Annotated in this window: 16 protein-coding genes; 13 read left to right on the forward strand and 3 right to left on the reverse strand. The window is 71.1% G+C overall.

The window, feature by feature from the left end; translation table 11 throughout:
- Positions 1–3: 3 nt before the first annotated feature.
- Both KV394_RS05750 and KV394_RS05755 read right to left on the reverse strand, forming a co-directional pair.
- Entirely contained in the window at positions 4–1,110 is a 1,107-nt protein-coding gene (locus KV394_RS05750; RefSeq protein WP_247982520.1) for an AAA family ATPase, read from the reverse strand.
- Between the two features lie 125 nt (positions 1,111–1,235).
- A complete protein-coding gene (locus KV394_RS05755; protein WP_247982521.1) occupies positions 1,236–2,165 on the reverse strand; it encodes a DMT family transporter in 930 nt (309 codons plus the stop codon).
- A gap of 214 nt (positions 2,166–2,379) precedes the next feature.
- Between KV394_RS05755 and KV394_RS05760 the strand changes: the two genes are divergently transcribed.
- From KV394_RS05760 to KV394_RS05770, 3 genes are all read left to right on the forward strand, one after another.
- Positions 2,380–3,807 carry an FAD-dependent oxidoreductase gene (locus KV394_RS05760; protein WP_282187143.1) on the forward strand — a complete coding sequence of 476 codons (1,428 nt, stop codon included), beginning with the start codon at positions 2,380–2,382 and terminating at the stop codon, positions 3,805–3,807.
- A gap of 257 nt (positions 3,808–4,064) precedes the next feature.
- Positions 4,065–4,331 (forward strand): hypothetical protein, encoded by a 267-nt coding sequence (locus tag KV394_RS05765; protein WP_136045860.1) that lies wholly within the window; start codon positions 4,065–4,067, stop codon positions 4,329–4,331.
- Positions 4,328–4,705 (forward strand): type II toxin-antitoxin system VapC family toxin, encoded by a 378-nt coding sequence (locus KV394_RS05770; protein ID WP_168387299.1) that lies wholly within the window; start codon positions 4,328–4,330, stop codon positions 4,703–4,705. The genes KV394_RS05765 and KV394_RS05770 overlap by 4 nt, the downstream gene beginning before the upstream one ends.
- 8 nt (positions 4,706–4,713) lie before the next feature.
- On the opposite strand, the gene KV394_RS05775 is transcribed toward KV394_RS05770, so the two are convergent.
- The gene (locus tag KV394_RS05775; RefSeq protein ID WP_247982523.1) at positions 4,714–5,409 is read right to left on the reverse strand and encodes a Pr6Pr family membrane protein; all 696 of its coding nucleotides are present in this window, start codon (positions 5,407–5,409) and stop codon (positions 4,714–4,716) included.
- Between the two features lie 218 nt (positions 5,410–5,627).
- Between KV394_RS05775 and KV394_RS05780 the strand changes: the two genes are divergently transcribed.
- From KV394_RS05780 to KV394_RS05825, 10 genes are all read left to right on the forward strand, one after another.
- Entirely contained in the window at positions 5,628–6,914 is a 1,287-nt protein-coding gene (locus tag KV394_RS05780) for an adenylosuccinate synthase (protein WP_136045863.1), read from the forward strand.
- 16 nt (positions 6,915–6,930) lie between these two features.
- A complete protein-coding gene (locus KV394_RS05785; RefSeq protein WP_247982524.1) occupies positions 6,931–8,034 on the forward strand; it encodes a lactonase family protein in 1,104 nt (367 codons plus the stop codon).
- 68 nt (positions 8,035–8,102) lie between these two features.
- A complete protein-coding gene (locus KV394_RS05790; protein ID WP_247982525.1) occupies positions 8,103–9,515 on the forward strand; it encodes an MFS transporter in 1,413 nt (470 codons plus the stop codon).
- Positions 9,516–9,639: 124 nt separating this feature from the next.
- Entirely contained in the window at positions 9,640–10,215 is a 576-nt protein-coding gene (locus KV394_RS05795; protein ID WP_247638078.1) for a biotin transporter BioY, read from the forward strand.
- A gap of 152 nt (positions 10,216–10,367) precedes the next feature.
- Positions 10,368–11,801 (forward strand): dihydrolipoyl dehydrogenase family protein, encoded by a 1,434-nt coding sequence (locus KV394_RS05800; RefSeq protein ID WP_247982526.1) that lies wholly within the window; start codon positions 10,368–10,370, stop codon positions 11,799–11,801.
- A 135-nt stretch (positions 11,802–11,936) separates the two neighbouring features.
- Positions 11,937–12,239, forward strand: a complete 303-nt coding sequence (locus tag KV394_RS05805; protein ID WP_136033303.1) for a DUF427 domain-containing protein — start codon at positions 11,937–11,939, stop codon at positions 12,237–12,239.
- A 40-nt stretch (positions 12,240–12,279) separates the two neighbouring features.
- A complete protein-coding gene (locus KV394_RS05810; protein ID WP_247982527.1) occupies positions 12,280–13,140 on the forward strand; it encodes an ABC transporter ATP-binding protein in 861 nt (286 codons plus the stop codon).
- A complete protein-coding gene (locus KV394_RS05815; RefSeq protein WP_247982528.1) occupies positions 13,137–13,829 on the forward strand; it encodes an ABC transporter permease in 693 nt (230 codons plus the stop codon). Before KV394_RS05810 ends, KV394_RS05815 begins: the two co-directional genes overlap by 4 nt.
- Positions 13,826–14,551 (forward strand): ABC transporter permease, encoded by a 726-nt coding sequence (locus tag KV394_RS05820; protein ID WP_247982529.1) that lies wholly within the window; start codon positions 13,826–13,828, stop codon positions 14,549–14,551. Before KV394_RS05815 ends, KV394_RS05820 begins: the two co-directional genes overlap by 4 nt.
- A 91-nt stretch (positions 14,552–14,642) precedes the next feature.
- Entirely contained in the window at positions 14,643–15,560 is a 918-nt protein-coding gene (locus KV394_RS05825) for an ABC transporter substrate-binding protein (protein ID WP_247982530.1), read from the forward strand.
- The last annotated feature ends 76 nt before the right edge of the window (positions 15,561–15,636 follow it).

A 15,636-nucleotide genomic window follows, 5' to 3' on the forward strand; every position in this document is an offset into this window, starting at 1 on the left:
GCGTCAGGGCGTGGGGACCGAGGCGAAGATCTGGTCGATGATCTCCTCGCTGCGGATGCCCTCGGCGTCGGCCTCGAACGTCAGCAGCACGCGGTGGCGCAGCACGAGGTGCCGGAGGGCGCGGATGTCCTCCGGCAGCACGTGCGCGCGTCCGTTCAGGAGGGCGAGGGCCCGCGACGCCTGCAGGAACGCGATGCTCGCGCGGGGGCTGGCGCCGTACTTGATGTAGCGGGCGCGCTCCTCGCCGATGTACGGCGCCGGATTCCGGGTGACGTAGGCGAGCGACACGATGTAGTTGCGGATCGCGGGGTCGACGTAGATACGGCTCGCGACGTCTTGCAGCAGGTGCACGTCGTCGAGCGTGACGGCGCTGGACACGTGCCGGTCGGGGTCGAGCACGCCGGAGTCGATGCGGCTGAGGATCTCGAACTCGTCGGCGGGGCTCGGGTACTCGACGATCTCCTTCAGCAGGAACCGGTCCATCTGCGCCTCGGGCAGCTCGTAGGTGCCCTCCTGCTCGATGGGGTTCTGCGTCGCGATCACCAGGAACGGCTTCGGCAGCGGGTGGATCTCGCCGCCGATCGTGGTCTGGTGCTCCTGCATCGCCTCGAGCATCGCGCTCTGGGTCTTGGCGCTGGAGCGGTTGATCTCGTCGAGCAGCACGAAGTTGGCGTGCACGGGGCCGAGCACGGTGCGGAACGTGCCGGTCGCGGCGTCGTAGATCTGGTTGCCCGTGATGTCGCTGGGCAGCAGGTCGGGCGTGCACTGGATGCGCTTGAACTGCGCCTTCACGGTGTCGGCCAGGGTGCTCGCGGCGGTGGTCTTCGCGAGACCCGGCACGCTCTCCAGCAGGATGTGGCCGCCCGCGATGAGCGAGACGAGCAGGCTGGTGCGCAGACGCTCCTGGCCGACCATCTTCGCCGAGTACGCGTCGGAGATGGTCTTCAGCACGCCGGTGGCGCGGGCCATCTCGGCCTCGGTGGGTGCGGGCTTCTCGCCGGGCGCGGGCGTCGGAGCCGGGGTGGCGGCGGGCGCCGTCGCGGCGGAGGGAGCGGGCGGGGGCGGGGGTGCGGAGATCGTCGGCGGAGTCTGCGCGTCGGGCTCGGTCATCGGTCGGTTCGTCTCCCTCGTTCACACGCGGGACCACGTCGTGCCCCTCCGCCGACCAGCGTAATCGCAACGACGGGACGCGCGCCCGCCGAACAGGGCGGCGTCGGCCTCGGGGAACCCGCGGATCAGCGGGCGCGGCGCCAGCGCAGGCGCGTGATGAGCACCCCGAGCAGGCACAGGGCGCCACCGACGAACATGAGCGGCGTCGGCACCTCGCCCAGGATCATCCACGACATCAGGATCGCGAGCGCCGGGACGACGTAGGTCGTGGCGGACGTCTTGCCCGCGGTACTGCGCTGCAGCACGTACGCCCAGGTGGTGAACGCGATCGCCGTGGGGAACACGCCCAGGTACACCACCCACAGGGTCGCGTCGAGGGGCGCGGACTGCACGTCGGCCACGAGCGGACCGATCCACGGCAGCAGGGCGACCGTGCCCGCGGCCGCGCCGAGCCACGTGAGCGTCGTCGCGTCGGCACCCCCGCTCAGCAGGTGCTTCTGCAGCAGCGTGCATCCGGCGTACATGACCGCGGCCAGCAGAGCGAGCAGGAGCCCGGTGATGTCCGGACCGGTGCTGCTCGTGGAGTTCATGCCGATCAGCACCACGCCGAGGAACGCGATGGGTGCGCCGATGATCAGCGGGCGAGGGAAGCCCTCCCGCAGGAACAGTCCGCTGAACACCACCACCATGAGCGGAGCCAGATTGACCACCATCGCCGCCGTCCCCGCGTCGAGCGTGCGCTCCGCACTGTTCAGGGCCAGGTTGTACACGCAGAACCAGCCGACGCCCCACAGCACGATGGGCAGCCACTGCCGCCGGTCGGGGAGGCGGATGCCGTGGCGGAGCGCGATCACCGTCAGCGCGAGCGTGCCGACGGCCATGCGCAGCAGCGCGAGTGCACCGGGGTCGTAGTGCGGGCCCGCTCCGCGGATGCCGATGAACGCCGAGGCCCACAGCACCACCGTGACCACGGCAGCGAGGAGGACGAGCACGCCCTGACGGCGGTCGGGCGCGCGCTGCTCGACCGTGGGCTCTGGCGTGGGGGTGTGCGGCACCGTCCGATCCTCCCACCGGCCTCCGACAGCGGGCGATCCTCGGGAGCGACAGCCGTCGTCGCTTTCCCGCCAGGCCGCCGGTGGGGCACTGCTAACGTCGAAGAGCAGCCACTGTCCGGGCAGGTCGAGCGTTCCGCTCCCCCCGGAGAAGGACTGTCCTCCTCACCCGGATACGGCTGCGCCCGATACATGACGACGAGTGTGAGGACCATACGTGACGAACAGTGAACGAGTAGCGATCATCGGTGCCGGCCCCTCGGGGATGGCACAGCTGCGGGCCTTCGAGTCCGCGGCCCGTGCGGGGGCGGACATCCCCGACCTGGTCTGCTTCGAGAAGCAGGCCGACTGGGGCGGCCAGTGGAACTACACCTGGCGCACCGGACTGGACGAGTTCGGCGAGCCCGTGCACTCCAGCATGTACCGCAACCTGTGGTCGAACGGCCCGAAGGAGGCGCTGGAGTTCGCCGACTACACCTTCGACGAGCACTTCGGCCGTCCGATCTCGTCGTATCCGCCGCGCCCCGTGCTGTGGGACTACATCGCCGGACGCCTCGCGAAGACGCGGGTGCGCGACCTGATCCGCTTCCAGACCGCCGTGCGCTGGGTGGAGTTCGACGAGGAGCGCGAGGTGTTCACGCTCACCAGCGAGCACCTGCCCACCGGAGCGACGACCACGGAGGAGTTCGACCGCGTGGTGGTGGCCAGCGGGCACTTCTCCTTCCCGAACGTGCCGCACGTCGACGGCATCGAGACCTTCCCCGGATCGATCTCGCACGCGCACGACTTCCGCGGTGCTGAAGCGCTGGCCGGCCGCGACGTGCTCGTGATCGGGTCGAGCTACTCCGCCGAGGACATCGGCAGCCAGGCGTTCAAGATGGGCGCCCGCTCCGTCACCGCCAGCTACCGCTCCGCGCCGATGGGGTACGACTGGCCGGAGGGCTTCGAGGAGCGTCCGGTCGTGCAACGGTTCGACGGCAGCGTGGCGCACTTCGCCGACGGCACCTCCACGCGCGTGGATGCGGTGATCCTCTGCACCGGCTACCTGCACCGGTACCCCTTCCTCCCGGGCGACCTCGCACTGTCGTCGCCCAACAACGTCTACCCGGACGGGCTCTACCGCGGTGTGCTGTGGCAGCAGAACCCGCGGCTGGCGTACCTGGGCGCGCAGGACCAGTGGTTCACGTTCAACATGTTCGACGCGCAGGCGTGGTTCGTCCGCGACGTGATCCTCGGTCGCATCGAGCTCCCCGACGAGGCGGAGCGGGCGGCCTCGATCGCGCAGTGGCGGGAGCGCTTCGACCGGATCGACTCGGCGGCGACCGAGATCCGCTTCCAGGCGGACTACATCCGTGACCTCCTGGAGTGCACCGACTATCCGGCGTTCGACCTCGACCGCGTCGTCGAGATCTTCCTGGCGTGGAAGCGCGACAAGAAGGCGGACATCATGGGGTACCGCGACCGCGTGTACGCCTCGGTCATGACGGGCACCCTCGCCGCCGTGCATCACACGCCCTGGCTGGAGGAGCTCGACGACTCGCTCGACCGCTACCTCGACGTGGACCCGGATGCCCGTGGCGCGGCGCTGCTCACCGGCGACGCGGCGGCGGACGACGACGAGCGCGAGGCGCTGCTGCCCGCCTGATCGGATTCGTCGGGGTGCTCTCGCGACGATCAGCCCCCTGGGCGGCGCGAGAGCACCTCGTCGGGTGCCGTCCTTGGCGGGGTAAAGGGCGGAGCCCGACGCCACCGTCCGCTGCACCCAACGGTTCGGTGGCGACAGGGGTAGCGTGACACCGGGTCACGCGCTCCACAAGATCAGCGGCGGGCGATCACCCGGGTGATGTCCGCTTTCGTCGACGTCGGTGTTACACCGCAGACTGCTGGTGTTACACTTGCCGCATGCCGACCAAGCACCCGCGGACCAACATCACGCACACGCCGCAGGTCGCCCGCGCCCTTGACGTGGCACGACGGCGGTGGCCGGAGGAGGAGCGCGACAGTGCCCTGATCCTCCTCCTTCTCGAGGAGGGCGCCCGCGCCGTCGAAGAGCACGCGGATGAGGGTGATGCCCGGCGGGCGCAGCGACTCCGTTCTCTCGCCGGACGGTACTCGGGTGTCTACGGCGACGATTACCTGGAGCGCGTCCGCGAAGGCTGGGACGAGTGATCGTCGTCGACGCGGGTGTGCTCATCGGTCTGCTCGACGACCGCGACGCGCACCACCGGGCGGCACTGGAGATGCTCGAGCGCACGCCGCCGCCGTACCTGGTGCATCCGCTCACGCTGGCCGAAGTGCTGGTCGGGCCGGCCAGGGTCGGTCGCGAGGCTCAGGCCTGGGACGACCTGAAAGAGATCGGCGTCGAGGTCGCGGCCCTCGGCCCTGACGAGCCGCTGGCTCTTGCACGGTTGCGCGCCGAGCACCGGTTGAAGATGCCGGACACGTGTGTGCTTGCCACGGCCGTGCACCACGGATGCCGTCTCGCGACGTTCGACCGTCAGCTGGCCGCGGCCGCCGCGCGCAGCGGACACGCGCTCGACTGACCGCGCCGTCACTGCGCGCGGACGACACCGCGTCGGCGGCCGACCCACACGACCAGTGCGGCGGTGGCGAGGATGATCGCGGCGATCAGCAGCACGTACAGCGCCACGGTCCCGTAGCCGCCCGGCTGGTGCGGGTTGAGGAACGGGTAGGGGTACCACCAGTGCTCGCCCGTCCCCGGGGAGACCACGAGGTTCGCGCGCACCAGGGTGTACACGACCCAGACGATCGGGAAGACCGCCGCGACCGCGACGGCGCTCCACGGCAGTGCGCGTCGACGCGGGGCGACCAGCACGTCGAGCAGCATCAGCAGGGGGATCACCACGTGCAGCACCTCGTTCGACCACGCGACCGTGGCACCCTGCGGCAGGGCGATGCCGCGCAGGAGGGTGTTGTAGACGACGCCGGTCACGATCATGTAGCTGCTCGCGCACATCAGCAGGACCGCGAGCCAGCGCGGCTCGGGGTCGGTCGTGTCGCGGTGGCGCAGCGCCCACACGGCCCCGGCGGCGAGCGCGACCGCCGCGAGCACGTTCGACTCGATCGTGAAGAAGCTGAAGAAGTTCGCGATCACGGTGGGGAGGTGGCCGCCCCACGCGGTGTCGGCGTCGCGCGCGATCTCCAGCGTGCGCAGGAGCTGGGCGACGATGGCCGCCACGGCGAGAGCCGATGCTGCGAGCCGCGCGTAGGGCCACCACCGTGTCATACCGACCTCCGTCGCACACTGTAGCGGCACGGTCGTCGTGACGGCCCGTGCGGGATCGGAAACGGGCGGTCGAGGGCCAGCGGAGGTGCCTTCCCGATCCCGCACGCTCCGGAGGCCGAGGGCCGGAGGGGTGTCGGAGGCCGCCCGATAGGATGGGGACGCCCGAAGAGGGCCAGCTCATCGGCCGGTGCAAACCCGGCGAAAGCAGGGGAGAACCCATGCCAGGAATCGTGATCGTCGGCGTGCAGTGGGGCGACGAAGGAAAGGGCAAGGCCACCGATCTTCTCGGTGAGCGCACCGACTGGGTGGTGAAGTTCAACGGCGGCAACAACGCCGGGCACACCGTGGTCGTCGGCGACGAGAAGTACGCGCTGCACCTGCTGCCCTCCGGCATCCTGTCGCCCGGGGTCACCCCGGTCATCGGCAACGGCGTGGTCATCGACCTGGAGGTGCTGTTCTCGGAGCTCGAGGCCCTGTCGGCCCGCGGCATCGACGTGTCGCGCCTCAAGGTCAGCGCGAACGCGCACATCATCACGCAGTATCACCGCACGCTCGACAAGGTCACCGAGCGCTTCCTCGGCAAGCGCAACATCGGCACGACGGGCCGCGGCATCGGTCCCGCGTACGCCGACAAGATCAACCGCGTCGGCATCCGGGTGCAGGACCTGTTCGACGAGAACATCCTGCGCCAGAAGGTGGAGGGTGCCCTCGACCAGAAGAACCACCTGCTGGTGAAGGTCTTCAACCGCCGCGCCGTCACGTGCGACGAGATCGTCGACGACCTGCTGTCGTACGCCGAGCGGCTGCGCCCGATGGTCGCCGACACCGGCTACCTCATCGACCAGGCCCTGAACCGCGGCGAGGTCGTGGTGTTCGAGGGCGGCCAGGCCACCATGCTCGACATCGACCACGGCACCTACCCGTTCGTCACGTCGTCGTCGGCCACGGCCGGTGGGGCCTCGACGGGTTCCGGTGTCGGTCCCGGTGCGCTCGACCGCATCGTCGGCATCGTCAAGGCGTACACGACGCGCGTGGGCTCCGGCCCGTTCCCGACCGAGCTGTTCGACGAGCAGGGCGAGTGGCTGCGCAAGCAGGGCTTCGAGTTCGGCACCACGACCGGGCGGCCGCGCCGCGTCGGCTGGTACGACGCGCCGATCACCCGCTACGCCACGCGCATCAACGGCATCACCGACCTCGTGCTGACCAAGCTCGACATCCTCACCGGGCTCGAGCAGATCCCGGTGTGCGTCGCCTACGACGTCGACGGGGAGCGCTTCGACGAGGTTCCGGTGAACCAGACCGACTTCCACCACGCGAAGCCGATCCTGGAGCACTTCCCCGGCTGGAGCGAGGACATCTCGACCGCGCGCACCTTCGAGGACCTGCCGCAGACGGCGCAGGACTACGTCCTGGCGCTGGAGCAGATGAGCAACACGCGCATCTCGGTGATCGGTGTGGGCCCCGAGCGCGACCAGGTGATCGTGCGCCACGACCTGCTCGACTGATCGAGGGGAGGCGACCGTGACGCGCTTCTGGCTCGGCGGCTACGGCCCCGCGATGGACGGCTCCGCCGAGGGCATCGGCGTGCTCGCGGGCGACGAGGGTCGTGAGGCGAGCACTCTCGCGTATCGCGGGGCGGTGACGGCGACCCCGTCGCCGTCGTGGCTCGCGCAGCACCCGGGTATCGACGTGGTGTACGCGGCGCTGGAGGGTGATGCGGCCGTGCAGGCCTTCGCGCGCACGGGTGACACGGCCCTCGCGCCCCTGGGCGATCCGGTGGCGACGGGCGACGGCGTGTGCCACGTCGCGGTGTCTCCGAACGGGCAGACCCTCATCGCGAGCTGCTACGGCGACGGACGCGTGGTGCGGTTCGGCATCGCGGCGGACGGACGGCTCGTGCCGGCGAAGGAGGATGCGGCGGCGGCACTGCGCGCGGCGCTGTTCGGCGAGGGCGACCCCGACGCCGCCCCCGCGACCCCCGCGGGCGACGGTGTGGCCGCGACCGACCCCTACGGCGGACCGGACCGCACCTCGCACGCGCACTCGGCCGCGTTCCTGCCCGACGGCCGCGTGGTCACGACCGATCTCGGCTTCGACCTGGTGCGGTTCTGGCGGTTGACCGGCAGCGGGCTGACGCTCGACCAGGAGGTCGTGCTGCCGCAGGGCACGGGACCGCGTCATATGGTCGTGCATCCGAGCGGGCACCTGCACGTGGTCACGGAGTACTCGTGCGAGGTGTTCACCTTGGCGGCGTCGGCCGACGGCACCTGGAGCGTGGTGTCGGCGACGACCGCGAGCCCGGTGGCGCAGGTCGGCAGTGACTTCCCCGCCGAGCTCGCCCGCACGCGCGACGGGCAGTTCCTGTACACGGCGCTGCGCGGCAGCAACACGATCGCGGCGCTGCGTGTGCGCGGCAGCGGAGAGGCGCTGGAGCCGGTGGCGCTCGCCGATTCCGGAGTCGACTGGCCGCGCCATCACCTCGTGTATCAGGGCAAGCTGCTCGTCGCCGGGCAGCGCTCCGACACGGTGACGCTGCTCGACCTCGACGAGCGCACGGGTGCTCCGCTCGGCGTGCGACATGCGGCGCAGGCCCCGGCGCCCACGAGCATCCTCCCGCTGCGCTGAGCCGATGCATCGCGGATGCGCGTCATCCGCTTGACCTCAAGGAAACTTGAGGTTCTACGGTCGACCTCATGACCACCGAGACCGGGCGCGCCGCGCCGTCCACGCCACCGACGCCACCCACCCCCCGCATCCTCGGCGGCGAGTACGTGTGGATCACGATCGGCGCGTGCGCCCTGGTGTTCCTCGGCGCGTTCGAGTCGCTGGCGGTGACGACGGTGATGCCCGCCGTGAGCGCCGACCTCGACGGCGAGCGGCTGTACGCGCTCGCCTTCGCCGGACCGCTCGCCACGAGCGTGATCGGCATGGTGGCGGCGGGCAACTGGGCGGATCGACGCGGTCCGGTCGCCCCGCTGTACTCCTCGATCGCGCTGTTCGTGGTCGGCCTCCTGATCGCGGGACTCGCGCCGAGCATGGAGGTGCTGGTGGCCGGCCGGTTCGCGCAGGGCCTGGGCAGCGGCGGGCTCATGGTGGCGCTGTACGTGGTGGTCGCCCGGGTCTACCCGCAGGCGCTGCACCCCGCGATCTTCGCCGGGTTCGCCGCCGCGTGGGTGATCCCCTCGCTGATCGGTCCCACGATCGCGGGCGCGGTGACCGAGCTGTGGAGCTGGCACTGGGTCTTCCTCGGCGTCGTCGTGCTGGTGCTCGTCGCGCTGCTGATGATCGTGCCGGCGCTGCGGGGGCTGTCGAACGAGGGTGACGCGGCGACGCCGTGGGCGGTCGCCCGGCTCGGCTGGTCGGTGCTGGCGGCGGTCGCGGTGCTCGCCCTGAACCTGGTGGGCGACGTGCCCGGCGTCGGCCCGGCGCTGGCCGTCGTCGCGGTCGTCGTGGCGCTCATCGCCGTGCGACCGCTGGTCCCGCGCGGCACCTTGCGGGCCGTGCGCGGCCTGCCGTCGGTGATCCTGGTGCGCGGTCTCGCCGCTGCCGCGTTCTTCGGTGCGCAGATCTATCTGCCGTATCTGCTCACCGACCGCTACGCCCTGACGCCGACGGTCGCCGGGCTCGCGCTCACCGGCGGCGCCCTCGCGTGGTCGCTCGCCGCGACCGTGCAGGGGCGGATGGGCATGCGGCTGTCGAGCGTGACCGCGGTGCGCCTCGGGACGGCTCTCGTGCTCGGAGGGATCCTGCTGACGGTCGCGATCACCGCGTTCGGGGCGGACGCGGTGCTGATCGCGGCCGCCTGGGTGGTGGCGGGGGCGGGGATGGGCCTGATGAGTCCGCGGTCGAGCGCGCTCACCCTCGCCCTGTCGACCCCGGAGACGCAGGGGTTCAACAGCGGTGCGATGACGGTGGCCGACTCGTTCGGCAGCGCGCTGGCCCTCGCGGTGACGAGCATGGTCTTCCTCGCGCTGGCCGCCGCCGATCCCTTCCTCGGTGTGTTCGCGCTGGCGGCGCTGCTCGCGCTGGCGGCCGCCGTGCTCGCGCCGAGGGTTCGCGCCGGGACGAGCGCGATGGGCGACGGGGCGAAGGGATCGGTCGCATGAACCGCGATCCGAGGGGCGGCGAAGAGGCGCTCGTTCCCGACGCGGAGTGATTTGCGCGGAGGGCATCGGCCTCCCTACTCTGTTGAACGGTGTTCAGGTGAACACCGTTCAGGAAGGACACCCGATGACCCCCACCTCCCGCGACACCGGTGCGACGCTCGGCCGCATCGCCGTCTTCGCCGCCCTCATCATCGTGCTCGGCACGGTCGTCGTGCCGCTGCCCGGCGGGGTGCCGATCACCGCGCAGACCCTCGGCGTGATGCTCGCCGGACTCGTCCTCGGGCCGCGCGTCGCCCCGCTGTCGATCCTGGTCGTGCTCGCGCTCGCCGCGATCGGCCTGCCGGTGCTCGCGGGCGGACGCGGCGGCGTCGGCGTGTTCGTGGGGCCGACCGCGGGGTACATGCTCGGCTGGATCGCGGGCGTCGTCGTGATCGGGCTCCTCCTGCGCACCGGTCGCCCGGCGTGGTGGCGGGTCGCGCTCTCCGCACTCATCGGCGGGGTGCTCGTGGTGTACGCGTTCGGCATCCCCGTGCAGGCCCTCGTCACGGGAGTGCCGCTCGACCTCACGGCGCTGTCGGCCCTCGCGTTCCTCCCCGGCGATCTGATCAAGGTCGCCGCGGCCACGCTGATCGTGGTGGCGCTGCGCCGGGCGTACCCGCGGGCGTTCGCGGACACGCGCGAGCGCGCCGCCGTCGCCTGACGCCGTCCGCCGCTCCGGTCGCCGTCGCGCGCCGACGCGACCGGAGCGGCTCGTCTCCGGGGAGTTTCGGCGCGGCGGGAACAACGCGCCCGTGACTCGACGTTCGTCATGAGCAAGACTTGCCTGACACGGGCGACGGAGAGGTGCGACGCATGACTGCCGACAAGACCGACGAGTACGACCTGATCGTGGTGGGTGCGGGACCGGTGGGCGAGAACGTCGCCGACAGGGCCGTGCAGGGCGGGCTCACCGCCATCATCGTGGAGAGCGAACTGGTGGGCGGCGAGTGCTCCTACTGGGCGTGCATGCCGTCGAAGGCGCTGCTGCGCTCGGCGCAGGCGCTGCGGGCGGCGCAGCATGTGGCCGGGGCGTCGCAGGCGGTGACCGGCACGCTCGACGTGCGGGCCGTGTTCGAGCGCCGCGACAGCTTCACGAGCAACTGGTCGGACGACGGGCAGGTGTCGTGGCTGCAGTCGGCCGGCATCGACCTGGCGCGCGGCCACGGGCGTCTCACGGGCGAGCGCGAGGTCACCGTGACCGACGCCGACGGCGCCACCCGGGTGCTGCGGGCCCGGCACGCGGTCGCGATCAGCACGGGCTCCGACGCCGTGATCCCGCCGATCGACGGGCTCCGCGAGGCCTCCCCGTGGACCAGTCGCGAGGCCACCAGCGCCGAAGAGCTGCCGGAGAGCCTCGCGGTGATCGGCGGCGGTGTCGTCGCGGTCGAGATGGCCACGGCGTACGCCTCTCTCGGCTCGCGCGTGACCCTGCTCGCGCGCAGCGGGCTGCTGGGCGGCATGGAGCCGTTCGCGGGGCAGCGCGTGACGGCCGGCCTCGAGGAGCTCGGCGTCGATGTGCGCACGAACACCGGCACCACGGCGGTGCGCCGCGGCGACGACGGCGTGACCATCACGCTCGACAGCGGCGAGGAGGTCACGGCCGCCGAGGTGCTGGTCGCGACCGGCCGTTCGCCGCGCAGCGCCGATATCGGCCTGGAGGTCGTGGGGCTCGAACCCGGACGCTGGATCGAGACCGACGACACGCTGCGGGTGCCCGGGGTGGACTGGCTGTACGCGGTCGGCGACGTGAACGGGCGGGTGCTGCTGACCCACCAGGGCAAGTACCAGGCGCGGGCGGCGGGCGACGTGATCGCAGCCAGGGCGAACGGCGGCGAGGTCGACGACGCCCCGTGGGGCCGGCACGCCGCGACGGCCGATCACGCCGCGGTCCCCCAGGTCACCTTCTCCATCCCGGAGGTCGGCTCCGTCGGACTCACCGAGGCCGCGGCGCGCGAGGCGGGCACGGCCGTGCAGGTCGTGGACTACGACCTCGGGTGGGTCGCCGGCGCGAGCCTGTACGAGGACGGGTTCGCCGGGCAGGCGCGACTCGTGATCGACACCGACCGCGACGTCGTGATCGGGGCGACCTTCGTCGGCCCGGAGGTGGCGGAGCTCGTGCAGGCCGCGACCGTCGCGATCGTGGGCGAGGTGCCCATCGCGCGCCTGTGGCACGCGGTGCCCTCGTACCCGACCATCAGCGAGATCTGGCTGCGACTCTTGGAGGGCTACGGGCGCGACTCGGCGTGAGCCGGGCAATCCGATCCCGCGACCGCACCGAACACGATCCGGATTGTTTCTCATATTGACGACCCCGCGCGCAAGGCATCACCCGATGTCGGACGCGTCTTATACGCTCGAACCCACATCCGAGGAGGCAGGACCATGAAGGCTGTACTCGCAGGAACCGTGATCGCCGAGGCCGCACAGGACGACCTCATCCGCATCGAGGGCAATTGGTACTTCCCGCCCGCATCCGTCTCGCCCGACGTGCTCGTCGAGAGCCCCACGCCGTACACGTGTCCGTGGAAGGGCGAGTGCCAGTACTACTCCATCGAGGCCGACGGAGAGCTGCACAAGGATCTCGCCTGGTCGTACCCGCACCCGTACCCGTCGGCGTTCGACCGCGTCGGAAAAGACTTCTCGGGCTACGTCGCCTTCGCCCCGGGCGTCGAGGTGTCGGCCTGAGCCGCGCCCTCGCCCGCACGACCGTCGGAGAGAACCCCTCATGATCGAGTTCCGCAACGTCACCAAGCGCTTCCCCGACGGGACGCTCGCGGTGAACGACTTCAGCCTGGTGCTGCCGTCGCGCAAGACCACCGTGTTCGTCGGTTCGTCCGGCTGCGGCAAGACCACGCTGCTGCGCATGATCAACCGCATGGTCGAGCCCACGTCGGGCGAGGTCGAGATCGACGGGGAGAGCGTGCTCGCCGGCGACCCGGTGGCCCTGCGCCGCCGCATCGGCTACGTCATGCAGAACTCCGGCCTCATGCCGCACTTCAGCGTGATCGACAACGTCTCCACCGTGCTGCGCCTGAACGGCGTGGAGCGCAAGGAGGCGCACGAGCGGGCGCGCGAGCTGATGACCACGGTCGGCCTCGACCACGCTCTGGCCGACCGCTACCCGAGCCAGCTGTCGGGCGGGCAGCAGCAGCGCGTCGGCGTGGCCCGCGGTCTCGCCGCCGACCCGAACATCCTCCTGATGGACGAGCCCTTCGGCGCGGTCGATCCCATCGTGCGCGCCGACCTCCAGCAGGAGACGCTGCGGCTTCAGCACGAGCTCGACAAGACGGTCGTGTTCGTCACGCACGACATCGACGAGGCGTTCCTGCTGGGCGACCAGGTGGTCATCCTCGACAAGGGCGCCAGGGTCGTGCAGGTGGGCAGCCCGAGCGAGATCATCGAGAATCCGGCCGACGAGTTCGTCTCCGCGTTCATCGGCGCCGACCGTGGCCGCCGGGCGCTGCACCTCAAGCAGACGCCGCGCGGCACGGTCGTGGTCGACTCCGAGGGCCGCACCCAGGGCGCGATCGTCGACGCCCCCGACGACGTGGTCGACGAGGCGGCCGCGGCGAAGGCGGCCCCGTGAACTGGGCGGTCGACAACCTCGGCCTGATCCTCGACCTCACCGTCGCGCATCTGCGGCAGAGCGTCGTGCCGATCGTGCTCGGTTTCGTGCTGTCGCTGCCGCTCGGGTGGGTGGCCTGGCGCTACCGCCTGGTGCGCGGCCCGATCATCGCGCTCACGGGCCTGCTGTACACGATCCCCTCGCTCGCGCTGCTGATCCTCCTGCCCGCGGTGCTGGGCTACTCCGCGATCAGCGAGCCGAACCTGGTGATCGCCCTCACGATCTACGCGGTCGCCATCCTGGTGCGCGCGGTCGCCGACGGCCTCGACTCGGTGGACGACGACGTGCGGCAGGCCGCCACCGCGACCGGTTTCGCACCGTTCCGCCGTTTCTGGGCGGTCGAGTTCCCGCTCGCCGGCCCGGTGATCCTGGCGGGGCTGCGGGTCACGGCCGTCAGCACGATCTCGCTCGCCACGGTCGGCATCCTGATCGGCGTGCGCAACCTCGGGTACCTGTTCACCGACGGTCTGCAGCGCCGCATCATCGAGGAGGTCTTCGCGGGCGTGGTCGCGGTCGTCGTGATCGCCCTGATCGTCGACCTGCTGCTCCTCCTGGCCGGTAGGGCGCTCATGCCCTGGACGAGGGCGGTCACCAAGACGGCGACGAAGGCGGCGGCCGGCCGCACGGCGGCGATCGGATCGGCCGCATGAACCTGTTCGCGGAGGCCTTCGCGTGGCTGTTCTCGCCCGACCGCTGGCAGGGCGCGTACTCGCTGCCGGTGCTGTTCGGGCAGCACATCTACTACACGGTCGTCTCGGTGGTGATCGCCGCGGTCATCGCCGTGCCGCTCGGGTGGCTGATCGGGCACACGGGTCGCGGTCGGGAGATCGCCGTCGCGGTCTCCGGGGCGGCGCGCGCCATCCCGTCGTTCGGCCTCATGGTGCTCCTGGTGCTGCTGCTGGGCGTGCTGCGCACCCCGCTCGCGGCGATCATCACGTTCGTGCTGCTCGCGATCCCGTCGCTGCTGGCGGGCGCGTACACCGGACTCGAGGCCATCGACCGCCGGGTACTCGACGCGGCGCGGTCCATGGGCATGACCGAGTGGCAGGTGTTCTGGAAGGTCGAGGTGCCGCTCGGGCTCTCGCTGCTCGTCGGCGGTCTGCGCTCGGCGCTCCTGCAGGTCATCGCCACGGTCACGATCGCCGCCTACGTGAACCTGGGCGGTCTCGGCTGGCCGATCATCCAGGGCATCCCCCTGCGCCGCTTCGATCAGGTGCTCGGCGGCGCGATCCTCGTCGCGGTGCTCGCCCTCATCGTCGACCTCCTGCTCGCCCTCGCGCAGCACGCCGCCGTCCCGCGCGGCGTGCGCACCCGTCCGCAGCGTCGCCGGGCCAAGGAGCCCGTCGCCGCGCCCGCTCCGGCGACCGCCTGAACCACAGCGCCACCGAGGCCGCAGCATCCGTCCGAACCGCAGCATCCGTCCGAACCACAGCATCCGCAGGTCCCAGAGAAGAGGAAGTCCCATGTTCACCGCACGCACGTCCCGCTTCGCCCTCGCCGGCGGCGCCGCGATCGCCGCAGCGCTCGTCCTCGCCGGCTGCACCAGCAGCAACCCGCTCGACACCCCCACGGAGGACTCCGGTTCGGGTGGCAGCGACACCATCGTGATCGGCTCGCAGGCGTACTACTCGAACGAGATCATCGCCGAGATCTACGCCCAGGCGCTGGAGGCCGCCGACTTCACGGTCAAGCGCCAGTTCAGCATCGGCCAGCGCGACGCCTACATGCCCGACGTGGAGTCCGGCGCGATCGACCTGTTCCCGGAGTACACGGGCAACCTGCTCGAGTACCTCGACAAGGACGCCACCGCCACCAGCCCGGAAGACGTCTACGCCGCACTGCAGGAGACCCTGCCCGACGGCCTCACCGCCCTCGACTACGCCGAAGCGACCGATCAGGACACCTACACGGTGCTGAAGAGCTTCGCGGAGGAGAACGGCCTCACCACGATCGCCGACCTGTCGAAGGTCACCACCCCGGTCACGATCGGCGCGGCGCCGGAGTTCGAGCAGCGCCCCTACGGCCCCGCGAAGGCCAAGGAGGTCTACGGCGTGGACCTGGCGTTCTCGGCCACGGGCCCGACCACGCTCGAGTCGCTGCTGGCCGGTGAGATCCAGGTGGCCGACATCTACTCGGCCGACCCGGCGTTCCAGACCGAGGACATCGTGTCGCTGGAAGACCCGGAGAACATCATCCTGGCGTCCAACGTCGTGCCGATCGCGTCGAGCGATGTGGCCGACGAGATCGCCGACGTGATCAACGGCATCAGCGAGAAGCTGACGGCCGAGGAGCTCGTGGCCCTCAACGTGCAGAGCACGGTCGACAAGAAGTCGGCGGAGGAGATCGCGAAGCAGTGGCTGGCCGACAACGACCTCGCCTGAGCTGAGCTCACACGGAAGCGCCCGGTCCCTCGCGGGGCCGGGCGCTTCCGTGTGCGTGTAGGTGTCATACCTCGTA

The organism is Microbacterium sufflavum, assembly GCF_023101165.1.
Classification (GTDB): domain Bacteria; phylum Actinomycetota; class Actinomycetes; order Actinomycetales; family Microbacteriaceae; genus Microbacterium; species Microbacterium sufflavum.